Source organism: Chroococcidiopsis thermalis PCC 7203 (genome assembly GCF_000317125.1).
GTDB lineage: Bacteria > Cyanobacteriota > Cyanobacteriia > Cyanobacteriales > Chroococcidiopsidaceae > Chroococcidiopsis > Chroococcidiopsis thermalis.
This window is the reverse complement of sequence record NC_019695.1, coordinates 1,091,835-1,116,362: the sequence shown is the minus strand read 5'-3', so window position 1 is coordinate 1,116,362 and position 24,528 is coordinate 1,091,835. Positions and strand designations below refer to the sequence as shown.

The following is a 24,528-nucleotide window of genomic DNA, read 5'->3' as shown; positions in this document are numbered from 1 at the left end:
ATTTACTTATCTTCATTTTGCCGCGAATCCGCAGGGTAAGCAAGTCATGATGCAGTTAGAAGTCAGCAGTTAGCTGCGATCGGAGGACGCAAGCTTGATAGTGTTAAACTTCGGGGCTTACTGCTGTTTTAGGTTTTGAGAGTTGCGCGATAAATTCAGTCTGGGATGGGAGTGATGGCTATACCGACGGCAAAGATCTGGACGTTTTGGGTTTCGAGCCGTATAAACAAAAAACAGAGCCGAGCGCTCTGCTGTACGTAGGCTACCATGATGAAAAACGCTGTGAGTATCGACCAGTATCACTGTACCCGCAGCTCCAACACATGATTTCCATGCAGATCTAGGGACGAATTGCTCCATCTTTTCATTTTTCAGACCGGAAAAACCCGTGCGGAAAATCTGATAATCGATCCGAAATCTTAGCCAAGCAGCGGCAGTGACGGATTTAGGAATGTATTCAAAAGGTCCATGCTCTCGGTCAACATCACTCAAATATATGATGACTTTGATACTGCGGCGATCGTCTCCATCCTTATGCCATAGCATCGCGCCAAACTGCTGTGGGTGACTGAATTCTCGTCGCAACTGGATACCTTGAAATTTAATTGGTAGACCGATATAGTTTTGAACGATGTCAAGCAGTCGCCGTTCGTTTCCCCATAAAGAGAAATCTGTTAATTCTGATAGGGTGTAGATTTGAAGCGGAGATTTTGCCGCACTCCGATCGCGTTCGGGTTCGGTACAAGACAGAACTTCGCTGCAAGCATCAACCATCTGTGGAGTGGAAGCAAATCCCAACTTTTCTAAAGAAGTCACGTAAACTCCCTCTTGCTGCAACCGATCGACAATTTGTCGATCGGCTAGAGAAAGTGCGGGCAGTGACTTGGCATATCTTTTTAACGCTAGTCTGTAAATGAATTCAGTTTTTAATTGCCAAACCTTATATCCAATCTCCTTGAGCATTAGGCGTACGATTAAAATGGAAAGAAATGAACTTGCGTATAAAATAATACTATAATCTTTGGATCTGTCAAAGTAGCGAAAATATTTTAGATCCAAATAGATCTCGTCTCTATTGATAGAGCGATCGCCAATATTTTTATCTGAAAAAGGCTTTTACGATTTACGACTTATCACTAAAATCGCTCAAAGCGGCACTTGACTAATTAATCATTACCGTATAGGTGCAGAAAGATTGATAGACTCTTTTAGCTAAATGAGATACACGTGAAATACATACTCAATCGGAACGCGCAGCCGTGCGTCCCGATTAATTTTCTTTATCAGCAAGTCTCTTGACTGCAAGTCGCGCTCGTGGTGTAACTTTTTCATCTGCTCAGAAGCTCAGCTCTCTGCTCGTACGCTCCCTGCTATAGACTAAGCAAAGCTCATGGCAATTAACCGATCGCTCATGTCAAAGTTAGCGGTAGCGTTCTGCACGTCATCCAAAGATTCTAAAGCATCGATTAACTTCAAAAGCGATCGCGCCTGTTCTGGGTCAGTAATTTCTATTGTATTACTGGGAATCCAACGCAATTCTACTTCGTCTACAACAAAACTTTTTTCTTTCAGCTTCTGAGTTAGAGCTTCCAAATTGCCGATCTCTGTCATCACATCAGCCGAGCGCCCATGCTCATCCTCGTTAATTTCATAGGATTGCGCGCCACCTTCTAGAGATGCTTCTAAAAGTTCGTCTTCATCTACTTTGCCAGAAACCAGCGCGACTCCTTTGCGCTCGAACATCCAACTAACGCAGCCTGTTTCACCTAAATTTCCCCCATTTTTACTAAAGGCAGCTCTCAAGTCGGCAGCAGTACGGTTGCGGTTGTCAGTCAAAGCCTCAATCAAAATCGCCACGCCACCAGGACCGTAACCTTCATAGCGGATTTCTTCTAAATTGGCAGAGTCTTCATACGTACCCGCGCCTTTAGCGATCGCTCGCTCGATATTTTCATTTGGAATGCCTGCTGCTTTGGCTTTCTCTATCGCTGTTCGCAACTGAAAATTTCCTGCCGGATCGGGTACGCCATTTCTCGCCGCCACAATAATTGCCCGCGACAATTGCGTAAATGTTTTCCCCTTGACGGCATCAACCCTTGCTTTTTGACGTTTAATGTTCGCCCATTTACTGTGTCCTGCCATAATTGCTTCTATCGTCACACTCTGTCTGAAGTTGGAAAACTTGTGACTATTATCACTCTCGATCGTTGTTTCCATACTTCAATCTCACTGCCCACAAGAGACTCGGGCATTGTATGTAATACCTCTACATAATGTTAGCGAGTGAAGTAGCAATAGAGACTATTTTTTTCACAGTAACAGATGCTAATGGAATAGCCTAGCGATCGAGGCATGTATAAATTAACCCATGAGAATCAGTGCTGACCAAACTGTGAAGAAACTATTTTCCTCATTTACATTTCTTTGCATCTATCTATGGTTAAATTTACAATGTTCCCTTACTCCATTAGCGTTAACAAATGCCGTTGTCGAGGCAAGACCCTTTGAAAATATGTTTTGAAGTAGCCATCAATGGACAAACAGAAACCATTAATAGCTATTTTTCGCCGGATGGAGAATTAGTCTTGACGTAGCACAAATCAGACATTTTTTAACTATTTATTCCCGATATTGAGAGGAATTAATAGAAAAACAGAATTCGAGCTTTGATGAGACTGGAGTTGAATGGATGAAAACTGTAGGTGCTAGTGTTCGTTGGGTACTAGCGGGACGTGGCGCGACTGCTGCTACCTTGCAAACACTGCTGACGAAGATATTGATTTTAGCTGCTAATACATGTACGGGTGCGATTACAGCACGTATTTTGGGACCTGATGGGCGAGGCGAACAAGCAGCGATCGCTCTGTGGCCCCAATTTTTAGCCTTTACTATGACTTTGGGACTGCCAATTGCTTTACGCTATTATCTCAAACGCAATCCAGAGCAGGAATCAGAGATTTTTTCTGCTACCCTCGTCCTGGGTACGATATTAGGTATAGTGGCAGCGATCGCAGGTATACTTTTCATCCCGCAGTGGTTAACTCAGTATTCGCCAGAAGTCATCCGCTACGCTCAATGGTTTATGGTGCTGTCGCCCATAATCATGCTGACAACTATTTATACCGCAGCATTGGAAGCAGATTACAATTTCAAAACTGCCAATCAAGCACAATATCTGCAACCGCTAACAACGTTAGCTATCTTGACCGGACTAGCAGTTTCAGGCAACCTCACTCCTTTTACTGCTGTCATTGCTTATGCATTTCCCAGTCTCCCGATATTTTTTTGGCTATCGCGTTGCGTATGGCAACGCTTTCGTCCCCGTTTGGACGGGTTGAGAAAATCTTACCAACGTCTGGTGAGTTATGGTTTGAGGGCATACGGTATCGATCTAATCGGTACGCTATCAGTACAAGTCGATCAAGCGCTAGTGATCAATTTGTTAGCACCCGAAGCTATGGGAAAATATGTGATTTCTCTGAGCTTATCCCGGATGCTGAATCTGTTTCAGCATTCGATCGTCACAGTGCTGTTACCTAAAACAGCAGCTCGTCCCATAGCAGAAGTTGTTGCTGTAACTGGGATGGCAGCGCGTATCAGCACGGCTCTAACTACTATGGCAGCTGCGATTTTATTTATAGTAGGACCGATGCTGCTCAACTTGCTTTACGGTGCTGAGTTTATGGGAGCTGTCCCTGTATTTCGCATTCTGGTAGTGATGACTGTGGTTGACGGTAGCGTCTGGATACTGGCACAGGCATTTATGGCATTAGGAAGACCTGGAACGGTGACACTTCTGCAAACAATTGGCTTGGGGCTGAGCGTTCCCTTCCTGTTATTACTCGTGCCTCGGTTGGGATTGCAAGGTGCGGGTTGGGCTTTACTCTGTTCAACCGTAGTCCGACTCCTATTTGTCTTGGCTTGCTATCCGCTCGTGTTAAAGGTTCGACCCCCAAGCTTGCTAGCAAAGCGATCGGATTTTTACATACTCAAGCAAAAAATGGTGCATCGGACGTGAAGCGATCGCAACTCTGTTAACTCACCACTGAGGATTGGTCAAAATTAAAGACTCTGCGGCTGCTAAATCTAGGGGTTTAGAAAATAAATATCCCTGTGCTTCTTCACAATCTAATGCATGTAAGTGTTGTAAATGAGTTGGAGTTTCCACGCCTTCAGCGATCGCTTTAATTCCTAACTGGTGAGCTAGGGAAATAATTGTGGCTGCAATCTGACGAGATTTGCCACCAGCTCCAATTCCACTGATAAAAGCTCGGTCTACTTTTAAATAATCAATTGGAAAACGATGTAAATAGCTGAGAGAAGAATAACCCGTACCGAAGTCGTCAATACTCAGGCGAATATTTCTCGCACGCAGTTGTCCAAGAACGAAGATCAGTTCTTCCACGTTGTCCATGAGCATACTTTCGGTCAGTTCTAGGTTGAGACTCTCGCCGGCAATTTCCGTTTCGGTTAATATGCGATCTATCTTCTCCAGAAAATCGGGTTCTCGCAATTGTTTCAGCGAGAGGTTAACGCTGATTTTGGCGGGTGGATGAGAAAATTTAGTTTGCCATTGTTTCATTTGGCTGCAAGCTGTGAAAAGTACCCATTCACCAATCGGAACAACTAATCCAGTTTCTTCAGCAATCGGGATAAACTGGGACGGAGAAATCAAACCCCGTTCGGGATGCAGCCAGCGTAGTAGCGCTTCAAAACCGATAATTTTACCTGTATCTAAAGAGACGATTGGCTGGTAATTGAGGTGAAACTCTTGTCCGACTGCTGCTTGACGCAGATCGTTTTCGATTTGCAGCTTTTGGATTGCTTCAGCATACATAGCTCGGTCAAAAATTTCATACCGCGCTTTACCTTGCTCTTTAGCACGGTACATGGCTATATCTGCATCTCTCAGCAGCTCTGAGCCTTGTTGATAGTGAGTTGCACTCGCAGCGATACCGATACTAGCACCGATAAATATTTCTCTGCTTGCGAGTTGCAGTGGCGATCGCAATTGGGTGTGAATTCGCTCGGCAACTCGAATCGCATCATTAATATCTTGAATGGGGTCGAGGAGAATGATAAATTCATCTCCGCCTAAGCGAGCCACTGTATCTGTGGAGCGGACGAGTTGTTGTAGCTGATGGGCGATCGCCAATAGCAATCGATCGCCTACCTGATGCCCTAAACTGTCGTTGATCGTTTTGAAACGGTCTAAGTCGATAAATAAAACGGCAAATAAATGGTCTGGATATCGTTTTACCCGTTGTAACGCCATTTCCAAGCGTTCCATCAATAGAGTACGGTTGGGGAGATGGGTTAAGGCATCGTGCAAAGCACTGTAGACTAATTGCTCTTGTACTTGATGGCGATCGCTAATTTCTTGTTGCAACTGTCGGTTGACTGCCTCTAGTTGCAGCGTTCGCTGGCGAACTCTTGCTTCTAGTTCTTGGTTAAGCCGTTCGATTTCTATTTTGGCTGCACGTAATGCCAATTGATGTCTGACTCGCGCTAACACTTCCTCGGCTGCAAAGGGCTTGGTAATGTAATCAACTCCGCCAACTGCAAAGCATTCGGCTTTATTGGTTGCTTCATCTAAAGCACTAATAAAAATCACTGGAATATCTTGAGTTGCTGGATCGGCTTTGAGATGACGACAAGTTTCAAAGCCATTCATTCCTACCATTACTACGTCTAATAAAATTAGATCTGGTAATGTATTTTTGATTTCCAATAAAGCATTTTCACCGCTGTTTGCAACAGAAACTATAAACCCAGAGTGGTGTAAGATTTTAAACAAACCTTTAACATTGAGCGGGCTGTCGTCAACAATTAAAATAGAAGATCTCTGATTTATATCGACCATTGCAGGAAATAGCTATGATTAGCTAGCTATTAGCAGTTAACTTTGAGGATAGAAAAAATAACTAAATTTTTGACAGTCGTGCTTTTATCGTGACTTAAGCAAGAGTAATTTAGGTATGCGTACAATGAAGAATTCGATGAAGATTTGAAAAATATGGATTTGTTTCACCCTTGAGACTTGGATAATTTTTTTTAAATTAAAATTAACTAACAGAGAAAATCGCGATCGCAAGGTACAGGTAGGAGCAAATGAGGGATGACGACCGACAGCGGCATGAAGAAATTCGGCTACGTGAAGCAGAACGGCGAGTGACGCTGGCTAGCCGTAATGCTACTGTCAGCAAGCTGGTACAAATTATTTACTTCCTCGCCGGAGCGCTGGGGATGCTGCTGTTGTTACGAATGATTTTGCGGCTGTTTGGGGCGAATCCAGATAATACATTTGCTCAATTTATCTATAATCTCTCCGAGCCTTTTTACGCTCCAGTTGCTAACCTATTCGGTACGCCAAAGTTTGGTAATTCCCAGGTGTTTGAAATTAACGCGATCGTGGCAATTGCAGCTTACGCGATTCTTGGTTGGTTGGTAGGAAGATTAGTTTGGTTAATTGGCAGTAGGACAGAATAATTTGGGAGTCGGGAGTCGTAAGTCGGAGGCAAAATTCACGCATTCGCGCATTCAAAATTGGGACAAGGGAGACAAGGAGGACAAGGGGGACTTGGGCGCAGGAGAGAAGAGAGCAGAGGAGCTGAGGAAGCAAGGCAAGTCACAAGTCATAATTCACAAGTGTTTCACGCCTGAGCGCACCACGCCTGAGCGCACCACGCGCCACACACCACTCACTACACCCTGCGCGGAGCGCACCTCACCCTTTAAAATAAATTTAGAGGATATTGCAAAAGAGAGCTGTCTGTAAATGCCTAAGACTGTTGCCGATGTCATGACCCGCGACCCAATTGTGGTGCGTCCAGAAACCTCACTGCATGATGCAATCAAGCTTTTGGCAGAAAAGCGTATTAGTGGTTTACCCGTGGTAGACGATGCAGGCAAGTTAATCGGTACGATTTCAGAGACAGATCTGATGTGGCAAGAAACAGGAGTTACTCCCCCGGCTTACATCATGTTTCTTGATAGCGTGATTTTCCTGAAAAATCCGGCTCAATACGAACGAGACTTGCATAAAGCGTTGGGGCAGACGGTGGGAGAGGTAATGAGTCAAGATTTGATTACCGTTGCTCCTGATAAACCATTGCGAGATGCAGCACAACTGATGCACGATCGCAAGATCCCGCGTTTGCCAGTCGTCGATCCTAGCGGTAAGGTGATCGGAATTTTGACTCGTGGCGATATCGTACGCGACTTAGCAGCCAGCGACCAGTGATTCAGTTATCAGTTATCACTTATCAGCGTAGAGACGTTGCATGTAACGTTTCTACAAAGTAGTCAGTGAAGAAAGTCATTAGAGAGTAGGGCAGGGAGCAGGGAAAATTACTTCTCGTCTTCTAGATTTTAACTTTTGACTTTTAACTTCTGACTTCTGACTTCTGACTTCTTGCCCCTAAAAAATGGTAAGAGTAAATACAAATTACCAAATACAAATAACAAATTCAAAATGGCTGTTAGTCCAGAATCGGTAAAGCAATTACTCGATTCGCAGGATTTGGGCGATCGCTTGCGGGCGATGAATCAAGTTCGCGAATTGGAAGATAAAGGAGTTGCGCTGGAGTTGGCGCTCAAGGCAATTGATGACCCCAACGCCAGAGTTCGCTACTCGGCAGTAAGTCAGTTGGACACTTTGGGAGGACAAGATTTAGATACTAGTTTAAATGTATTGCGCGATCGCCTACTTAACGACCCCGAACCAGACGTACAAGCTGCTGCGGCTGACTGTCTGGGAGCGCTGAAGTTAACTGATGCGTTTGCAGATTTAGCGCAAGTCTATCACAGTACGCCCGAGTGGTTAGTGCGGTTTAGTATTATTGCAACTCTAGGCGAATTGGGCGATCCGCGCTCTTTTGACTTATTAAAAGAAGCATTGGAATCGGGTAGCGAGTTAGATAAAACTGCGGCAATTAGCTCTCTGGGAGATTTAGGCAATCCGCAAGCAATAGAATTACTAGTTCCTTTTGCTACCAACCCCGATTGGCAAATTCGCTATCGCGTCGTGCAAGCTTTAGCTAAATTGGGCGGCGAACAAGCTCGGACTCTGATCGAGCAGTTAGCAAAAGATGAAGTTGAAGCTGTATCTCAAGAAGCAAAAAATAGTTTGTAGTAAAATTTGTTTCTAGGAAGTTTGGCGAATAAAATTCGCAGCTATATAGACAAAATCTGCTTAAGCAGATTAAGAGATTGAATATGTTTCAGTCCGCGCAGGCGGACTTTGTTTGTGTAGTCGCGAATGATATTCGCTCAAACCACTATACGGCAACTGCGAGATAACGTACTACAAAAACTCCAGCAGAACAAACAGCTGCTCTTGCTGACACATATTGCCTTTTACGAGAAAAATATCGAGCGGGTGCTAGAATTATTTCCCCAGCTCAAAGAGTGGGAGCAGTCTAGATTTCGCCAAGCCCTAGCCAAGGCAATCGAAACTACCCATCCCCAAATGGCGATCGCGCTTTACAAACAATTAGCTACGCAGGCGATCGAGCAAAAAAATCGCTCTGCCTATCGAGAAGCCGTCCAACATTTACAACGAATCAAGGCTGTCTGTAAATCGTGCAACACTCAATCTGATTGGACGGGCATCACGCAACTGCGCTCTCAATACCCTACTTTACGGGCGTTACACGATGAGTTGTCCAAAGCAAAACTGTAATCAGCAGGTGAATAGTGACTGGTGGCTGGTGGCTGGTGACTAGCGGCTTCTTAACTTACGACTTACGACTTATATTCACTTTTGCAACATCTATGTTGTTAAAATGCTAGAAACAATGCTTCAGCTCTTGTAAACAAAACTTAAAGATTCGTCAAGAAAGGTTATGAACACAACAGAAAACAACGCTCTATCGACTGAGAAAAGCCTAGAGGCAATGTGGCAGTTCTCCCAGACTTACGCCAAGCGCACGGGAACATATTTTTGCGCCGATCCTTCCGTGACAGCTGTAGTAGTAGAAGGGCTTGCCAAACACAAAGACGATCTTGGTGCGCCTTTATGTCCCTGTCGCCATTATGAAGACAAGGAAGCAGAAGTTCACGCAACTTTCTGGAATTGCCCTTGTGTACCAATGCGCGAACGTAAAGAGTGTCACTGTATGCTGTTCTTAACTCCAGACAACGACTTTGCTGGAGAACAACAGGACATCGATTTAGAATACATCAAAACCGTGCGAGAAAGCATGGGATAGAGAATTCGGAATTCGGAATTCGGAATTCGGAATTGTAGGGGTGGGTTCACCAAAAATCTCTACTTCCATTAGAAAAAGTAGACAAACCCGCCCCTATTTAACAATTGCGTGTGAGGTATAAAGTCTTGAATCAAGAGGAACCAGAGGAGTTTTGGCAGGGTGTAGAACAGTTCAATCAAGGGCAGTTCTATGCCTGTCACGATACCTTAGAAGCCTTATGGATGGAAGCAACTGAACCGGAAAAAACTTTCTATCAGGGAGTTTTGCAAGTTGCTGTGGGGCTTTATCATCTAGGTAATAAGAATTGGCATGGGGCAGTCATTTTATTAGGAGAAGGCATTAAGCGGCTAGACAGGTATCCTAGTGCTTATAGCGGGATTGATGTTGATGAATTGATAATTTCTAGCGCCGATTTATTAAAAACACTACAACAAGCGGGTGCAGAAAAGGTGGGTACTTGGCAATTGGGTAAAGATGCGATCGCAACAGAAACTTCTACCTTGCCCCTGCCGAAAATCGTACCAGCTGAGTCAGAGATTGTGTAGGCAGACTTGACTACTCACTTCTACAAATATTGAAACAAGTCAGCAAAACCGTAGAGGCTGAGGATAAATAACAGTACGGCAATAACTTGGGTGGGACGCGCTTGGTAGGTAGGGGCGATCGCCTCTCGTATCCACATGGAAGCCGATACTCCGATTAAGTAACTCCAGGCTAATGCTTGATAAGACCAATGGGGTGAAATTAGCCAAGTCCCCAATAACATCGTTGCCAACAATAACATCAGCATTTCGATTAGCTGGGGTGGATTGTGCTGACAAGAAAAAACTAGAGTGTTCCACCAAATTAGCCAAATTCTCATAGGCAAGTCAAAAGTCAAAAGTCAAAGTTCAAAAGTCGTAGGGGCGGTTTTTTTAGGCAGACCTGTTCTAGAACAAGTAATTCTGCGGTTCAAACCCGCCCGTACAAAAGTCAAAATGCTCAAACATGAATAATTTAAGGCTAGCGATAGCGTCCGCCTGCTTGTCCAATACCATTAGCTTGCGCTGTTTTTTCTGACATTTCATCCGTCGCTGGTTCAATGCCAAACACGCGGCTAAATGCCTTGTCTACTTTGTAACCAGAATCGATCGCCTCTAAGGGGTCTTTCCGCAGTCTGTGACGCAGGCATAGAGTAATGACACGACGAATATCATCTACTGTGACTTCAGTACGACCTTCAAACGCCGCGATCGCTTTAGCTGCGCGGTTGGTTACAATGTCACCCCGCAAGCCATCAACATCAAGTTCGGAGCAAACTTCAGAAATTTTTACCCGCAGATCGTAATCCATTTGTACTGAAGGTAACAACTCTTGAGCCTTAATCAGCTGTTGTTGTAAAGCTTGTTGCTGTGGCTGATATTTGTCAGAAAATTGCAGTGGGTTTTGGTCGAAATCCGACCTTTGTTCCACAATTTGTACCCGCAAGGCTGGTTCTTTTACAGTATGAATTTCTGCGTGCATTCCGAAGCGATCGAGTAGTTGAGGGCGCAATTCACCTTCTTCTGGGTTGCCAGAACCAACGAGAACGAAACGGGCGGGGTGACGGATCGAAATGCCTTCCCGTTCTACAGTATTCCAACCACTGGCGGCGGAGTCTAGCAATACGTCTACAAGGTGATCGTCAAGTAGGTTAACTTCATCGACGTAGAGGATACCGCGATTTGCCTTTGCCAACAGTCCTGGTTCAAAAGCTTTGACACCTTCAGATAAAGCTTTCTCAATATCAATCGTGCCGCAAACTCGGTCTTCTGTAGCTCCCAGGGGCAGATCGACCATAGTAATTTTTTTCTTGGCGATGGGAATTTCTGCACCTTGTTCTAACAGTTGCCGTGCTGCATCGCCCATCAGATCGGGATCGCTAGGATGGCTGTTGAACGGATCGTCCGCTACAACTTCAATCTCTGGTAATAAGTCAGCTAAAGCGCGGATCGTGGTGGATTTGCCAGTACCGCGATCGCCCATGATCATTACCCCGCCAATTTTCGGGTCAATAATGTTGAGTAAAAGGGCGAGTTTCATTTCGTCCTGACCCACAATAGCGGTGAAAGGAAACACGACACGACGAGCAGCGGTAGCAGTTGTCACGGGATTACCTATTAAAGTTTTTTCTTAACACCGTCTTTAATTTTGCCACATAATGCAGTGCCACCATTGACACGTAATGTAGTAATGCCAGTGACACGTTATGCAGTGCTAGAGCTTGCAGCAGGCAAATAGAATTCGCAGCTATTGACCAATGTAACGGTTTTGTGGAGCGTAATTCGTGACATTCCTCAGCAGATCTCTCGTGTCGGACTGTATGAAATACAGGCAGGCTATCTGCTGACAAACCCGAGGATAAACATCAAGCTGCGCGTAAGAGATAGAAATCGGTAACAGAGTGTTTCTCATCTACCGCGCTCAAATCAACAATTATACACCTGCTGCTATCCAACCCTACATCAAACCCCACGCTTTAAACTGGCGGTTTCATCCTCCTGGACAAAAAGTTTGAACCCACGCTGCAACCTTTCCCAGAGTACGTGTAGCCACGGGCAATGAATTGGCGCTTTCAACTTGCAGCTAGTCACAAAAATTCAGAATTCCAAATCCGAAATTCAGAATTATCGAGAGGTAGTTAAGAGTAGGACAACGGTAATTCTTTTCACTGAATGTCTTGCAATTCCTCAGTATTTATATCGCGTTCAGAATCTTTCTGGAAATTAACTTTAGTAAGGAATCTACCACGTTCAAATTTATTTTATTTACACGTTCATCAAACACATATTACCTAAAGGAGAAACAACAAATGCAGCTTTCTTATCGTGGTTTAGCTTACCCCAAATCTAATCAATCAGCTCAAGTAGTGACTAAGCAAGTAGCAGGAAAATATCGAGGTGTCAGCTTCGGTTCTCGTCCAACCACACAAGCGATCGCCCCACAACCTACTCAACAATTAAAATATCGTGGATTAGCTTATTAAAGTGAGTAGTGAATATAGCAATTCAAGTTGATTTGTAAACGTGTCCAGTGTAGAGACGTTACATGTAACGTCTCTACACGAGCAATTAATTTCACGATTCATCTAGGATTGCTATAGTAGCTAAGTCAACAACTAATACCCAACAATTAACATCCATTACCAATTACCCATTACCAATTACCAACTACCCATTACCAATGTTTATTGACTAATAATTCCCGACCATTGAACTTTTTTCTGTTTGTCGCGACGATAGGAAAAGAAACGTTCTGGTTCTTGGTAGGTACAGTGAGGAGCGATCGCCACTTGTTCGGGACTAATACCCAATTGCTCTAATTGCAAGGTAATAACCCGCCGGATATCCAACCGGACTCTTTCTGGGTGAGAATCGGGAAATAGAGGAGAGTTGGGTATTTCAGCTAAACAGTCGAGAATTTCGGTTGTGGCATCAGTTGCAGTAATGCTAGCTCCAACTTCAGCTGCTACCTGTCGGGAAACCTGATAGACACTCCCCGCGATCGCAGGACCCAAAGCGACGCGCAAATCTTGAATTTTGCTACCTTGTGCTTGCAAACGCGCAATCGCTTGCGGCACAATTTTCATCGCCGTTCCCCGCCAGCCTGCATGAACGGCTGCAACTTGTCCGGTATGGCGATCGGCAATTAATACAGGCGTACAATCGGCACTCGCTACCCAAACTGCCTGTAGCGGCTGTTCTGTGAGCAATCCATCTGCCTCAACTAGGAGCGAGGAGTGAGGAGCGAGGAGTGAGGCAGAATTTTGGATTTTGGATTTTGGATTTTGGATTGAAAATTCTTCCTTGGCTCCCTCAACCCCCTTAGCTCTCTTCTTCCCCTCGCTCCTCGCTCCTCGCTCCTCGCTCCTCACTTCAGATGGAGTGACGACAACATTCCCATGTACCTGCTTGACGCGATAAGCCTCGGCTTCTGGGTGTAAAGCTGAGGTCAAGTCATGGGGAGCATGAGGATGAAAATGTCGCGTAAAAAAACCGTGGGGAAATGCTTCTAACAAGCTACAGGATAGATAGAGAAAACCTTCGCAACCGCGCCAATCCCAAGTATGCATGGATTAAATCTAAAAATTAGCAAACAATTAACCAACAAAATGAAACTAAATTAGCCAAGCTGCCATCTAATGTAAAAGCACAGCATGACAGGTTTATTTTCAGCAAATTAATGCTAACTTAATTGACACAGTTTGCACTTGCCAGCGTGACACTAGACCGACAAAAGCTATTAGCAATTCTTGCTCCAATGGTAGCAGAAGCGGATTTTGCTGTAGAAGTTTACGAGAGTCTACCCTCGACCAACCAGAAAGCCTGGAATGCGATCGCGCAGGGGGCAAAACCAGGAACGGTCATCATTGCCGAACGACAAACAGCTGGACGGGGACAATGGGGACGACAGTGGGCTTCGCCAGCAGGAGGTTTATATTTATCTGTAGTCCTAGAGCCAAACTTACCAGTCAACTGCGGCTATCAGTTGACTTTAGCAACTGCTTGGGGCATTGCAACGGCTTTGGGCGATCGCGGTGTTCCGGTAAAATTGAAATGGCACAACGACCTAATTTTGCTAGGACGTAAACTGGGTGGAATTCTGACAGAAACAAAAGTGCGACATGAAAAAATTATTCATGCTGTAGTCGGAGTCGGGATTAACTGGGCTAACCCTGTCCCAGCTACAGGGATCGGTTTGCAATCTTTCTTATCTCAACAACCTTTGGCTGCAATTGACTGCTTAGAAACATTAGCGGCTGTGACACTACAAGGCACAATTTCAGGTTACAAGTTTTGCTCCCCAGGGGGAATCGATACTCTTCTGCCGTCTTACCACAAACTATTTATAAATATGGGACAGCGCCTCACCGTAGAAGGACAAAACGGCGTTGTAGTTGGTATTAGCGATCGCGGCGAACTACGAGTCAGGCTTGACTCTCAATCATACAATTTCAGCCCCAATTCAGAAATTTGTCTCCCCCCTGGTGCTGTGAGTCTGGGTTATGATGGCTAATTGTTTGACAAAGCATAAATATTTCGTTTGTATCGTAAGGAAATAGCAGGGACGAGCAGGGAGCAGCGATCGTCAGTTGTCAGTATATTGGCGGAGCAAGGGAGTAGGGAGTAAGAAGGAACTTACAACTTACCAATGACAAATAACAAATGACAAATAACAAATGACTAACTACTAATTACCAGTTATTATGCCTACTAACTCCAAACATATATTTCTGATCGGTTTTATTAGTATTTCTAGCTTGCTTGGTGGCAACTTAGTCTTAGCTCAGTCAGAAGCCGCGATCGACAATTCATTCGATGCCTCTCCCAGCCCCAGCCTACAAGTCAATTCAAAATCGGTAAAACCGGAGAGATGGCAAAAACTGAGACAACAGCTAGACACTTCACCTGTCAGGCGATCGGCTAACTTGCCCGATCGTCCTGCTCCAGATCCTAGTGGTGCGTACATCGACCCCACAGGATACAGCCTCGGTGCTACCACTGGCTACGAAGCACCAAGCTCAATAGTATTAAAATCCAGAATCTCCGGTTGTCGGGCTGTTGCTAGACCTGGTTTGAGTAGCCTTTGTCGTCCCAGCCTCCGCCAACAGCGGATGAGACAACTAGCTCGTTCTAGAAACTTTGGTAGAAGCGTCGCCCCGCTCGATCGCCACTCGGTTGCCAACGGCATCAGACCAATTCAGCTGGGACCGATCGATATCACTGCTGAAGGCTTTCGCGTGGCGACCAACTTGAAAACCCAGCGTAGCGTTCTCAGCTATCAATACCGCGATCCCGAAGCCAAAGGACAGGGCAATTTCATGTTTCCACTAACAGTTCCCTCTCCCGTCACCTCAGTTTTTGGCTGGCGCGTCCATCCTCTGTTTGGTGATTTCAGCTTTCACTCTGGTACAGATATAGGTGCGCCCCTGGGAACGCCAGTGTTAGCGGCTTATCCAGGTACGGTAGAAGTTGCCGATTATGTCGGTGGCTACGGTTTAACTGTCGTTCTCAACCACAACAAAAATACGCTCCAAACTCTTTACGGTCATTTATCTGAAATTTTTGTCTCCCCAGGAGAAACAATTCCGCAGGGAACTGTCATCGGGCGGGTTGGCAGTACGGGTAATTCCACAGGTCCTCACCTCCACTTCGAGACCCGACAGTTAACTGCCAACGGTTGGATTGTTGCCAACCCTGAAGCATACTTGAAGACTGGGCTAGCACGATTAGATAAAGCTATCCGCTTAGCCAACTCCCAACCAGATCGTCACGAAACGGCGATGCCCGCCACTGTTCGCGAAGCGATCGTCGCCAGCGCCAGCAGTACTCAATTCAACTTTGAAATTAAGCAAGTCGATTTGGATAGCTTAGTTGCCCGCGATCCTGGTGCAGAATTAGAATCTGCCGTAGTCCAGCTAGTTAATGCACTTCGTGGCGATCGCAACGCTGTAAGTAAGAGCGAGGAGTTAGGAGTGAGGGGTTAGGGAAAAGACAAGGGAGAAGCCGTAAGTTTTAAGACGTAGGTATTTCACCCACCAGGCATCACTCTCTTATTCCCTCGCTCCTCGCCCCTCATAGATACCCGTGTTCTACTAAAAATGCTGGCGATAACTCTTCTCTGGCTTGATGAGGAGAGTTGTAATTCAGCAGTTTTTCGACATATTTGCCTAAAATATCAGCTTCTAAATTAACTAGACTACCAGGGCGGAGATCGCGTAAATTAGTGCAATCGTAGGTATGGGGAATGACGGCGACTTTAAACCAATTTCTGGTAGGGTCGAGATCGGCAATGGTAAGGCTAACACCGTTGATGGCAATACTGCCTTTGGGAACGATGTAGCGGGCGATCGCTTCTGTTGCAGTAAAGCTCATTTCCCATGAGGTAGCTGTGTCTTCTACCGTTTCCAAGCACCCCGTTCCATCTACGTGTCCCATGACAAAATGACCTCCCACTTTACCACCGACACGCAAAGAGGTTTCTAGATTGACATATCCTGCATCAGCTTCGCGCTGTCCCAGGGTAGTACGGCGGAGGGTTTCCGGCGAGGCTGCGGCGATAAATCCTTGGGGTAGAATCTCCATGACCGTGAGGCAAACTCCATCCACCGCAACGCTATCCCCGAGCGCGAGATCTGGCAAAATTAAATTTTTCTGGTCGCTAGAGCAAGTAATTTGATAATAATAGTTGTCTAGCGCTCGAATTTGACCCAAAGCTTGTACTAATCCCGTAAACACAGTTTTTCTCCCAAAAATCGATAATTTTGCCCAGTTTAGCTAGTTTGTCTCATCCGAGCGGTCTTGGATGCAATTTAGACAACTGATTCTGGCAAAATTTACTCACGCTAAATCCATAAATTCAGCTTACAATCAGGGCATACTTAGGATAGGCTATCGTACAGCAAAGAACTAAGGGCAATTCTCTGTCTTTGCTGACAGCAGATCGGAAAAGTTGTTATGTAAGGCTATAAAGTATGTTTATTTTTGCTATACAGAATCAAACACCTTCAACCCCATCTACCAATTACCCTTTGCCTAGAGAGTTTTAGAGGCTACGCAAATGATCGAAATGAAAGTCGCTGGCATTGCTTTAGATGCGGTCAACCGCAGTCCAATCGTGCTGTTGAAAGACGGTAAAGAGCGTAGAGCATTACCCATCTACATCAATCAAGATCAGGCAAAGGCGATTATTGGCGCTTTGGAAAATCAAAAACCGCCCAGACCTCTAACTCACGACCTCATAGTAAATATTCTAGAGGTCTGGGGTATGACCTTGGAAAAAGTCGTCATTCATTCAATTCAGGATGGGACGTTTTACGCAGTTTTGTGCGCCCGCCAGGGTGAGGTCAAAAAAGAAATTGATGCTCGTCCCAGCGATGCGATCGCGATCGCCCTACGCCTGAATAGCCCGATCTGGGTGATGGAGGAAGTGGTAGCTGATGCTTCAATTCCCGTCGATCGCGAAGCAGATGAAGCTGAGCTGAAAGCTTTTCGAGAGTTTCTCTCCAACATTAGACCAGAAGATTTGATTCAAGGAGGTGGCGAGTTTCGTACAGGCTGAAATCAGCGACCAGTTATCAGTGACCAGCGATCGATTACCAATTACCACTGATAACTGTCCGCTGTTCACTGAAATGTAATCCATTCTAAATGCTGCGGGTTCTCCATTAAGTCTTTGGCGACGATATAAGCGGCGATCGTCCAGGTTTGATAGCGCATTGCCTTTTTGCCGACTAAATTGCCTTTTCTGCCATCGTAGTATTCGGGCCAACGATCTTTATCTTTATACTCGCACCAACGTTTTTCGGCAATTCTAATTCCCCGTTCGGCAATACTTTTTCTCCCCACTTTTAAAGCTGCCGCGACTAAAAACCATAACAGAACGGGCCAACTTCCGCCATTATGATAAGACCAACTCACATTTTTTGGGTCGCAACCTGTAATTAATTCCCATTCCTTGTCTTCTATAGCAGGAAAACAAAGCTTCATTGGCATATTTCCAACTAGATCGATCCATCGTTTACCGATCAGATTCATGATCTTTTGAGATTGCGCTTCATCTGCTAACGAGCAAATAACTGACATCAAATTCCCAATTGCAAAGAAGCGAAAATCCATCCGCCCTGGTCCCAGATTCCCAGCGAGATAGCCTCCTTCTTTGGGAACCCAATCAATCGCCCAGGCTTCCAAAGACTCTGGATATATATTGAATTTGTTGCAAATTTCTTCTCCAAATTGCTCGTTTTCGTAGCGATGAATTTCATTCACTTTTTCTAAATCGAGCCAATAATGTTCGCGAATGTGCGTTTTCAATCTTGCCAATCGCTGCTCGATTTCTGTATGAATGTCCTGTTTATTTTTGGGTAACAGCAATTCATCTGCTGCTAGCAAAGCCGCGTAAAATAGAGCTTGAATTTCTAGCGGACGCTCGTACACTCCCATGCGACGGTCAATCATAAATGCCCCTTCGGGAACTAACAGCGTCGGGTACATATCGAATTGCTTCAGCATGTAGAGATTGAGAATTAACCTAATTCCCCGCTGAAATCCTGCTTCTTGAACTAACTCTTGGTCGCCTGTAGCTCTTTGATAAATCCGTAGTAAAATCAGCCACCACAAACAAGAATCTACAGGTGTAACCCTACCGATTGCCCGTTCGCCGAAATCGGCTCTGACAGCTTGTTTTCCTTCTTCTTCGACTATCTCAAAACTTGCTGGCATTAGACCCATACCTGGTCTTACGCCATCCATATGCGCCCTAACTTCATCGATATTTTTGTCGTTAATCTGTAACTTCAGGGTTTGTCGTAAAAAATTGGCGACAATTTCACCCTGACCTCTAGTTAAAAATGCTAGGGCTGAAGGCACAAAATCGCGAATAAAGCAATGCCCGTAATTGAATTGTTGAGTGCTTTTATCAATTGCAGCAGCTACTGTACCAATTGGTTCATTCTCAAACTTTAAAACCGATGCTTCTAATCTCGTCCACGCCTCACTCAGTAGCTCCTTTTCTGTATACATGAACCAGTTAGTCCCCGCAAATTTTTGAGCAACCTTTATTTTAAAGGGAGTAGGGAGTAGGGGGTAGGGAATAGAAGAGGGACAAGGGAGATAAGGAGGACAAGGGGGACAAGGAAGAATTCAAAAGTTATTTTTCTCCCTCAGCTCCCTCAGCTCCCGATCGCTCCCTCAGCTCTCTTTTAGGCTTTTGCCGAGACTGCCATTTTGATTTCTTTGGCAGTGAGGCTTTCGTAGACTGCTCGCATCTTCAAGCCTGTTAGGACTTGGAATAAACCCGTGCCGTTGTTGGAACCAGGGTATTCGCGGTGCTGGAGCAACAAATGAGTCATTTCACCTTGGTATTTGGTAAAGGTGTTGCTCAGGTGAGTTTCGATGTAAGCAACTTCCTCTAGGTTGTCAAATTGTCCGTCTACTTCTAATACGGAGACGTATTGACCGTAGTAAACGTCCGACCCGTAGAACATTTGCATTCCTGGGTAGGAACAGGTCAGTTTACGTCCGCAAGGTGTCCACTGAATCGTAGAGCCTTCGTCGAATAGGTAGGTTGGTGTCATGCCGTGTACGTCTTCTTTTTGCAGCATCCGCACGCGCAACACTTTCCGCTCTTTGTCTTCTTTGATCAGGTTAGTTGGCAACACCTGAATTACAACATCGGCAAATTCTCTTTGCGGCTCGATGTAAGCGTCAAAATCGGGTTTGCGAGAGTTAATTGCCGCAACCACGTCTTCATAGCGATGACCGCGTTCTGCCATGTCGCGTTGAATTTTCCAAGCGATCTTGACTTCATTGCTGATGTCAAGATAGACGCTGAAATCAAGTAGCGATCGCACCCGTTCGTCATACAGCGGATGCAAGCCCTCAACTACAATGATATGATTTGGCTCGATATGTTCCGGTGGGTCAATGCATCCGGTTTCGTGGTTGTAAATCGGCTTTTCAATTGATTGACCGTTTTTCAGAGCTTTGATTTGCTCGTACATTAGGTCAAAATTATTTGCCTTGGGATTGAGGGCAGTGATTCCTGTTTCTTTGCGCTGTTTGCGATCCAGGCTGTGATAGTCATCTAAGCAAATAACGGTGACTAACTCTTCTCCAAACAAATCTGTTAAACGGCGCAAAAACGTGGATTTACCGCAACCGGAATCTCCGGCTACGCCAATCAAAACCACGCGATCCGGCTTACTGATCATAGGTTTCCTCTAACTGACAAGATGGGCTGTTTTTGTATGTTGTTTGTTTGGCTTACTTGGTAGCCTGGAACTTAATCTGGTAGTCTTAACTTGTATTGCTTGGGTTGCCTCCAAGCTTCAGCTGTTGCGATCGCGCTTCCCGATGGAAGAAATCGCCTGAGAGCTGCTAAGTATTTAGTCCTACTGTTATAGTAGATCCTACCAGAAGGGGATCGCCCTTACAAGGCTACTTTTGGGCTATATCGTCTAGTGGCTTAGTACTTATGCTAAGGTTTTGTTGCACATTTTTATTAAAAAAAACAAAACTCGATCGCTCTTAACATTCTGCAAGTGACTAAATTTGTAGTCTGGTAGAGGAGTTAAGCAAGGAATTTGCCATCCCAGGCGCTCCTTTACGGGTGAGAATAATAAAAGTTCATCACAGCTACTTTTTGGAAGTATTTCTTGCGACTCTTTTTTGCAGAAGCAGAAATCTCTCTCTTAAGAGAGCTGTTTTAGAACACCAATTTTCAGTTTTCAGTAGTGATGTAGGGTTCGGAGAGAGTTAATCGATGTACAATTCCAACGCCGCTGATGCAGCCGCCAACACCGAAGCTGGTAGCCGCGTCTTTGTATACGAAGTGGTGGGCTTACGTCAGAATGAAACAACTGACCAAATGGGCTACCCGATTCGTCAAAGTGGCAGCGTATATATGAGAGTGCCTTACAACCGCATGAACCAAGAAATGCGGCGGATCGCCCGTATGGGAGGCAAAATTGTCAATATTCAACTTCTGACAGTTGATGGCAACGGTAACGGCAAAGCCCCTGCTGTGGCTCCAAAACAAGAAGCAGCAAAAGCTGCACCACAAGAGCAGAAAAAAGCAGAAAATAAAGGCAAGCCCATGACTCAAGCACAGCCAAAGCCTGAGAAAGCCAAACACGCAGATGTCCCCGTCAATACCTATCGTCCCAATGCTCCTTTTGTTGGGAAGTGTCTTTCCAATGAAGAATTGGTTGGTGAAGGCGGAATTGGTACTGTTCGTCACTTAATTTTCGATCTTTCCGGTAGCAATCTTCGTTACCTAGAAGGTCAGAGTATCGGCATCATCCCACCCGGGACAGATAAAAACGGTAAGCCGGAAAAGCTACGGCTATACTCCATTGCTTCCACCCGTCACGGGGACAAAATGGATGACAAAACCGTTTCTCTATGCGTGCGTCAATTGGAGTACAAGCACCCTGAAACAGGCGAGACTGTCTACGGTGTTTGCTCGACTTACCTCTGTCACTTAGAAGCAGGGGCAGACGTGAAGATCACCGGACCCGTCGGGAAGGAAATGTTGCTGCCAGAAGACCCCAATGCCAACGTTATCATGTTGGCAACGGGTACGGGTATTGCTCCATTTAGAGCTTACCTGTGGCGGATGTTTAAGGATGAAGAAAAAGCTGCCAACCCTGAGTATCAATTTAAGGGTTTTGCTTGGTTGATCTTCGGTATTCCTCAAACTCCCAATATCCTTTACAAACAGGAACTAGAAGAGTTACAAGCGCAGTATCCCGATAACTTCCGTCTCACTTATGCCATTAGCCGCGAGCAGAAAAACGCTCAAGGTGGCAAAATGTACATCCAAGACCGAGTAGCCGAACAAGCAGCAGAACTGTGGAAGCTGATCCAGCAAGAAAATACCCACACTTACATTTGCGGTTTAAAAGGTATGGAAGGCGGGATCGACGAAGCACTAGCAGCGGAGGCTGCTAAATCTGGTATCAAGTGGTCGGACTATCAGAAAGAGATGAAGAAAGCCGGACGCTGGCACGTTGAAACCTATTAGTGGTTAGTGGTTAGTGGTTAGTGGCTAGTAGGGTGGGCAATGCCCACCCTACAATTGTTTTTGGCGAACTAAGTGGGAAAGTTGTGGCTTTTAAGGTTGGTTTACTAGGATTAGGTACGGTAGGAACGGGGACGGTTCAGCTATTGCAGGATAGGGCTGGACGGCATTCTCTAATGCAGGAGTTGGAAATTTATCGAGTTGGAGTCCGATCGCTCGATAAGCCCCGTGCGGTCAACCTACCAGATGGAATATTGACGACAGATTTACAGGCGATTGTCAGCGATCCAGAAGTAGAGATTGTCGTTGAGGTATTGGGAGGACTGGAACCAGCGCGATCGCTGATTATGGAGGCGATCGCTCATCACAAGCACGTCGTCACGGCGAATAAGGCTGTTATCGCCCGTTACGGCAATGAAATTTTTGATGCTGCCAACGCTGCTGGAGTTTACGTCATGCTAGAGGCGGCTGTTGGGGGAGGCATTCCAGTCATTCAACCCCTGAAACAAACTCTAGGTGTGAATCGGATTCATGCTATTACTGGCATTGTCAACGGGACGACAAACTATATTCTGACGCGGATGCAAGCGGAAGGCAGTAGTTTTGATGACGTACTGGCAGACGCACAAAAACTCGGATATGCTGAAGCTGACCCTACTGCCGATGTAGACGGTTTAGATGCTGGCGATAAAATCGCTATTCTCGCTTCCTTAGCTTACGGTGGCAGGATCAAGCTACCCGATGTTTACTGTGAAGGCATTCGTCAAGTCAGCCAAACAGATATTGCTTACGCCCAAAAACTCGGTTTTACAATCAAATTACTCGCGATCGCCCAAAGAGAAACTCCTTCAGCTCCCTCAGCTTCCTCAGCTCCCTCAGCCCCTCTGCTCTCCGTCCGCGTTCACCCCACTCTCATACCTCAATCGCATCCCTTAGCCAGCATTCACGGGGTCTACAACGCAATTTTGGTGGAAGCCGAACCCCTCGGACAGGTGATGTTTTTTGGTCCTGGGGCAGGGGCAGGAGCAACCGCTAGCGCCGTTGTTTCGGATATTTTAAATGTTGCTGCTGTGTTGAAAACGGGACACTTGGAGACAGAAAGCGCCTCACTCCACCCATTACTCGCTTGCACTCATCAAGACTACTGCGCGATCGCCCCAATGTCAGAACTCGTTACCCGATTTTACGCCCGCTTCCTCACCAAAGACCATCCTGGGGTAATTGGTAAGTTGGGAACTTGTTTCGGTTCCCACGGTGTCAGCTTAGAATCTGTCGTGCAGACGGGAATTCACAAACATTTAGCCGAAATCGTCGTTGTCACCCACAACGTGCGCGAAGGCGATTTTCATCAAGCTTTAGCAGAAATTCGCCAGCTTGAAGCAATTGATAGTATTCCTAGTATTTTGCGCGTGTTGGAAGAGGGGAGTGGGGAGTGAGGAGTGAGGAGTGGGGAGTGAGGAGTGAGGAGTGAGGAGTGAGGGACAAGGGGGAACTCGGGGACCCCACGACCGAAGGGAGTGGGGATTAGGGGGCGAAGGGGGACAAGGAAGACAAGGGGGACAAGGAAGAATAATTACTGTCAACCGTTAACTAATGACCAATGACCAATGACCAATGACCAATGACCAATTGAAAAAATTAGCCTTAAGGTAGTAGATTGAGCGAATTAGTACAAGTAGATTGTCTTAGACACGAAATCCTGATTCGATGGGCGAAAATGCATGACTAATTCCCCACCTCCCGATCCTCGGTCTTCCAGAACTCCTTTAGGATTTGATGAATTTCTTGCAGTCGTGCTGGCTTTAGCTGCGCTCGGCGGAATACTATTTTGGTCGCTGTCTCGTTCGGGGCGAGGTTTTCAGATTCCCAGTATCTTACCGTTGGTGACTGCCCCAGAAGCGCGATCGCCTGTGGCTTTGACTCCCCAGCCGCAAGCTAGCCCCGAACCTAGAGCGGAACTAGCGCCGATTCCCAGTCCTGCCCCAGAAGCGATCGCTCCAGAAACGCCTGTCACGCCCCGCAGACAGCCTGTAGCTCCATTTCCGGCGATCGTCCCTGTTCCCACCACACCAACCACTCCAGCATCCCCAGAACCATCTCCAACCCAACAAGTTAAGTTTCAAGATGTGCCTGCGGATTATTGGGCATATCCATTTATTACAGCTCTTGCCGAGCGTGGCATCGTCAGAGGTTTTTCTGGCGGCTATTACAAGCCTACCGATCCCGTCACTAGAGCTGAGTATGCTGCGATTTTGCAAGAAGCCTTCAATCAATTACCTGGATCTGATACTCAGAGTAAATTTACAGATGTGCCTGAAAATTTCTGGGGAATCCCAGCGATTAATCGAGCAATTCAACTTGGATTTTTACGCGGGTATCCTGACAATACATTTAAAGCTCAACAGGAGATTCCTAGAGCGCAAGTTTTGGTGTCTCTGGCTAGTGGCTTAAATCTTGCACCACCAGCCTTACCAGAGCAAGTCTTGGAGAAATTCTATGTAGATGCAGACCAAATTCCCAATTATGCTAGGGAGAGAATTGCCGCAGCTACCACGGCTGGGTTAGTCGTGAATTATCCTGAAGCTAATCAACTCAGACCTAATATCAAGGCTACCCGTGCTGATGTAGCAGCCAGCGTTTACCAAGCTTTAGTAAGAGCAGGACGGCTCGATCCGATTCAATCTCCCTATATTGCTGGAGTTCAACAGCAGTAAATGGTAAATGGTAGTTGGTAATTGGTAATGGGTAATTGTTCCCCCTGCTCCCTGATAACTGA

At 45.8% G+C, this 24,528-nt stretch carries 25 protein-coding genes; 16 read left to right on the top strand and 9 right to left on the bottom strand.

Annotation, left to right across the window (positions count from 1 at the left end; translation table 11 throughout):
- Window positions 1-117: 117 nt before the first annotated feature.
- Window positions 118-963: a phytanoyl-CoA dioxygenase family protein gene (locus tag CHRO_RS04925; protein WP_015153077.1), complete on the bottom strand. Its 846-nt coding sequence runs from the start codon at window positions 961-963 to the stop codon at window positions 118-120.
- A gap of 414 nt (window positions 964-1,377) precedes the next feature.
- Window positions 1,378-2,142 (bottom strand): YebC/PmpR family DNA-binding transcriptional regulator, encoded by a 765-nt coding sequence (locus CHRO_RS04920; RefSeq protein ID WP_041462361.1) that lies wholly within the window; start codon window positions 2,140-2,142, stop codon window positions 1,378-1,380.
- A 547-nt stretch (window positions 2,143-2,689) separates the two neighbouring features.
- Between CHRO_RS04920 and CHRO_RS04915 the strand changes: the two genes are divergently transcribed.
- Window positions 2,690-4,018 (top strand): lipopolysaccharide biosynthesis protein, encoded by a 1,329-nt coding sequence (locus CHRO_RS04915; RefSeq protein WP_015153075.1) that lies wholly within the window; start codon window positions 2,690-2,692, stop codon window positions 4,016-4,018.
- A 21-nt stretch (window positions 4,019-4,039) separates the two neighbouring features.
- Here CHRO_RS04915 and CHRO_RS04910 read toward each other — a convergent pair whose 3' ends face one another.
- Complete coding sequence (locus CHRO_RS04910; protein WP_015153074.1) at window positions 4,040-5,863, bottom strand: two-component system response regulator; 1,824 nt, start codon at window positions 5,861-5,863, stop codon at window positions 4,040-4,042.
- A gap of 248 nt (window positions 5,864-6,111) precedes the next feature.
- Here CHRO_RS04910 and CHRO_RS04905 point away from each other — a divergent pair, with 248 nt between their 5' ends.
- The 7 genes from CHRO_RS04905 (at window position 6,112) to CHRO_RS04875 (ending at window position 9,757) form a co-directional block, all read left to right on the top strand.
- Complete coding sequence (locus tag CHRO_RS04905; protein WP_015153073.1) at window positions 6,112-6,489, top strand: YggT family protein; 378 nt, start codon at window positions 6,112-6,114, stop codon at window positions 6,487-6,489.
- The gene (locus tag CHRO_RS04900; RefSeq protein WP_181824272.1) at window positions 6,470-6,778 is read left to right on the top strand and encodes a hypothetical protein; all 309 of its coding nucleotides are present in this window, start codon (window positions 6,470-6,472) and stop codon (window positions 6,776-6,778) included. Before CHRO_RS04905 ends, CHRO_RS04900 begins: the two co-directional genes overlap by 20 nt.
- Entirely contained in the window at window positions 6,779-7,243 is a 465-nt protein-coding gene (locus tag CHRO_RS04895; protein WP_015153072.1) for a CBS domain-containing protein, read from the top strand. It abuts the gene before it with no gap.
- 231 nt (window positions 7,244-7,474) lie between these two features.
- Window positions 7,475-8,134, top strand: a complete 660-nt coding sequence (gene nblB / locus CHRO_RS04890; protein WP_015153071.1) for a phycobilisome degradation protein NblB — start codon at window positions 7,475-7,477, stop codon at window positions 8,132-8,134.
- 126 nt (window positions 8,135-8,260) lie between these two features.
- On the top strand, window positions 8,261-8,683 hold the full coding sequence (locus tag CHRO_RS04885; protein ID WP_041462359.1) for a hypothetical protein: 423 nt from the start codon (window positions 8,261-8,263) through the stop codon (window positions 8,681-8,683).
- A 163-nt stretch (window positions 8,684-8,846) separates the two neighbouring features.
- Window positions 8,847-9,212 carry a ferredoxin thioredoxin reductase catalytic beta subunit gene (locus CHRO_RS04880; RefSeq protein WP_015153070.1) on the top strand — a complete coding sequence of 122 codons (366 nt, stop codon included), beginning with the start codon at window positions 8,847-8,849 and terminating at the stop codon, window positions 9,210-9,212.
- Between the two features lie 125 nt (window positions 9,213-9,337).
- On the top strand, window positions 9,338-9,757 hold the full coding sequence (locus CHRO_RS04875) for a DUF309 domain-containing protein (protein ID WP_041462358.1): 420 nt from the start codon (window positions 9,338-9,340) through the stop codon (window positions 9,755-9,757).
- A gap of 20 nt (window positions 9,758-9,777) precedes the next feature.
- On the opposite strand, the gene CHRO_RS04870 is transcribed toward CHRO_RS04875, so the two are convergent.
- Complete coding sequence (locus CHRO_RS04870) at window positions 9,778-10,074, bottom strand: hypothetical protein (protein WP_015153068.1); 297 nt, start codon at window positions 10,072-10,074, stop codon at window positions 9,778-9,780.
- Window positions 10,075-10,214: 140 nt separating this feature from the next.
- The gene (bchI, locus tag CHRO_RS04865; RefSeq protein WP_015153067.1) at window positions 10,215-11,339 is read right to left on the bottom strand and encodes a magnesium chelatase ATPase subunit I; all 1,125 of its coding nucleotides are present in this window, start codon (window positions 11,337-11,339) and stop codon (window positions 10,215-10,217) included.
- Between the two features lie 703 nt (window positions 11,340-12,042).
- Between bchI and CHRO_RS30255 the strand changes: the two genes are divergently transcribed.
- On the top strand, window positions 12,043-12,216 hold the full coding sequence (locus tag CHRO_RS30255) for a DUF4278 domain-containing protein (protein ID WP_015153066.1): 174 nt from the start codon (window positions 12,043-12,045) through the stop codon (window positions 12,214-12,216).
- Window positions 12,217-12,417: 201 nt separating this feature from the next.
- Here the strand turns inward: CHRO_RS30255 and pgeF are convergent, their stop codons facing one another.
- Complete coding sequence (gene pgeF / locus CHRO_RS04855; RefSeq protein WP_015153065.1) at window positions 12,418-13,302, bottom strand: peptidoglycan editing factor PgeF; 885 nt, start codon at window positions 13,300-13,302, stop codon at window positions 12,418-12,420.
- Between the two features lie 122 nt (window positions 13,303-13,424).
- On the opposite strand from pgeF, the gene CHRO_RS04850 reads away from it, so the two are divergent.
- Entirely contained in the window at window positions 13,425-14,246 is an 822-nt protein-coding gene (locus tag CHRO_RS04850) for a biotin--[acetyl-CoA-carboxylase] ligase (protein ID WP_199197641.1), read from the top strand.
- Between the two features lie 190 nt (window positions 14,247-14,436).
- Window positions 14,437-15,717, top strand: coding sequence for a M23 family metallopeptidase (locus CHRO_RS29445; protein ID WP_015153063.1), 1,281 nt, complete (start codon window positions 14,437-14,439; stop codon window positions 15,715-15,717).
- Window positions 15,718-15,805: 88 nt separating this feature from the next.
- Here the strand turns inward: CHRO_RS29445 and CHRO_RS04840 are convergent, their stop codons facing one another.
- A complete protein-coding gene (locus CHRO_RS04840) occupies window positions 15,806-16,468 on the bottom strand; it encodes a riboflavin synthase (RefSeq protein WP_015153062.1) in 663 nt (220 codons plus the stop codon).
- Between the two features lie 322 nt (window positions 16,469-16,790).
- Here CHRO_RS04840 and CHRO_RS04835 point away from each other — a divergent pair, with 322 nt between their 5' ends.
- Window positions 16,791-17,291 (top strand): bifunctional nuclease family protein, encoded by a 501-nt coding sequence (locus CHRO_RS04835; protein WP_015153061.1) that lies wholly within the window; start codon window positions 16,791-16,793, stop codon window positions 17,289-17,291.
- 65 nt (window positions 17,292-17,356) lie between these two features.
- Here CHRO_RS04835 and CHRO_RS04830 read toward each other — a convergent pair whose 3' ends face one another.
- Together CHRO_RS04830 and CHRO_RS04825 are read right to left on the bottom strand one after the other, a co-directional pair.
- The gene (locus CHRO_RS04830; RefSeq protein WP_015153060.1) at window positions 17,357-18,751 is read right to left on the bottom strand and encodes a glycoside hydrolase 100 family protein; all 1,395 of its coding nucleotides are present in this window, start codon (window positions 18,749-18,751) and stop codon (window positions 17,357-17,359) included.
- Window positions 18,752-18,930: 179 nt separating this feature from the next.
- A complete protein-coding gene (locus CHRO_RS04825; protein ID WP_015153059.1) occupies window positions 18,931-19,941 on the bottom strand; it encodes a phosphoribulokinase in 1,011 nt (336 codons plus the stop codon).
- A gap of 551 nt (window positions 19,942-20,492) precedes the next feature.
- Between CHRO_RS04825 and petH the strand changes: the two genes are divergently transcribed.
- The 4 genes from petH (at window position 20,493) to CHRO_RS04810 (ending at window position 24,466) form a co-directional block, all read left to right on the top strand.
- Window positions 20,493-21,755, top strand: a complete 1,263-nt coding sequence (gene petH / locus CHRO_RS04820; RefSeq protein WP_015153058.1) for a bifunctional rod-capping linker CpcD/ferredoxin--NADP reductase PetH — start codon at window positions 20,493-20,495, stop codon at window positions 21,753-21,755.
- Between the two features lie 32 nt (window positions 21,756-21,787).
- On the top strand, window positions 21,788-23,188 hold the full coding sequence (locus CHRO_RS04815) for a homoserine dehydrogenase (protein ID WP_041462356.1): 1,401 nt from the start codon (window positions 21,788-21,790) through the stop codon (window positions 23,186-23,188).
- A gap of 31 nt (window positions 23,189-23,219) precedes the next feature.
- Entirely contained in the window at window positions 23,220-23,342 is a 123-nt protein-coding gene (locus tag CHRO_RS34205) for a hypothetical protein (RefSeq protein ID WP_281168624.1), read from the top strand.
- Between the two features lie 131 nt (window positions 23,343-23,473).
- The gene (locus CHRO_RS04810; protein WP_015153056.1) at window positions 23,474-24,466 is read left to right on the top strand and encodes an S-layer homology domain-containing protein; all 993 of its coding nucleotides are present in this window, start codon (window positions 23,474-23,476) and stop codon (window positions 24,464-24,466) included.
- Window positions 24,467-24,528 lie beyond the last annotated feature (62 nt).

Coding starts and splice junctions, on each gene's coding strand:
- nblB (WP_015153071.1), top strand. CDS start 7,475: ATGGCTGTTAGTCCAGAATCGGTAAAGCAATTACTCGATTCGCAGGAT.
- CHRO_RS04915 (WP_015153075.1), top strand. CDS start 2,690: ATGAAAACTGTAGGTGCTAGTGTTCGTTGGGTACTAGCGGGACGTGGC.
- CHRO_RS04925 (WP_015153077.1), bottom strand. CDS start 963: ATGCTCAAGGAGATTGGATATAAGGTTTGGCAATTAAAAACTGAATTC.
- CHRO_RS04825 (WP_015153059.1), bottom strand. CDS start 19,941: ATGATCAGTAAGCCGGATCGCGTGGTTTTGATTGGCGTAGCCGGAGAT.
- petH (WP_015153058.1), top strand. CDS start 20,493: ATGTACAATTCCAACGCCGCTGATGCAGCCGCCAACACCGAAGCTGGT.
- CHRO_RS04880 (WP_015153070.1), top strand. CDS start 8,847: ATGAACACAACAGAAAACAACGCTCTATCGACTGAGAAAAGCCTAGAG.
- CHRO_RS04870 (WP_015153068.1), bottom strand. CDS start 10,074: ATGAGAATTTGGCTAATTTGGTGGAACACTCTAGTTTTTTCTTGTCAG.
- pgeF (WP_015153065.1), bottom strand. CDS start 13,302: ATGCATACTTGGGATTGGCGCGGTTGCGAAGGTTTTCTCTATCTATCC.
- CHRO_RS04905 (WP_015153073.1), top strand. CDS start 6,112: ATGAGGGATGACGACCGACAGCGGCATGAAGAAATTCGGCTACGTGAA.
- CHRO_RS04910 (WP_015153074.1), bottom strand. CDS start 5,863: ATGGTCGATATAAATCAGAGATCTTCTATTTTAATTGTTGACGACAGC.
- CHRO_RS04895 (WP_015153072.1), top strand. CDS start 6,779: ATGCCTAAGACTGTTGCCGATGTCATGACCCGCGACCCAATTGTGGTG.
- CHRO_RS04835 (WP_015153061.1), top strand. CDS start 16,791: ATGATCGAAATGAAAGTCGCTGGCATTGCTTTAGATGCGGTCAACCGC.
- CHRO_RS04830 (WP_015153060.1), bottom strand. CDS start 18,751: ATGTATACAGAAAAGGAGCTACTGAGTGAGGCGTGGACGAGATTAGAA.
- CHRO_RS04885 (WP_041462359.1), top strand. CDS start 8,261: ATGATATTCGCTCAAACCACTATACGGCAACTGCGAGATAACGTACTA.
- CHRO_RS30255 (WP_015153066.1), top strand. CDS start 12,043: ATGCAGCTTTCTTATCGTGGTTTAGCTTACCCCAAATCTAATCAATCA.
- CHRO_RS04920 (WP_041462361.1), bottom strand. CDS start 2,142: ATGGCAGGACACAGTAAATGGGCGAACATTAAACGTCAAAAAGCAAGG.
- CHRO_RS04810 (WP_015153056.1), top strand. CDS start 23,474: ATGACTAATTCCCCACCTCCCGATCCTCGGTCTTCCAGAACTCCTTTA.
- CHRO_RS29445 (WP_015153063.1), top strand. CDS start 14,437: ATGCCTACTAACTCCAAACATATATTTCTGATCGGTTTTATTAGTATT.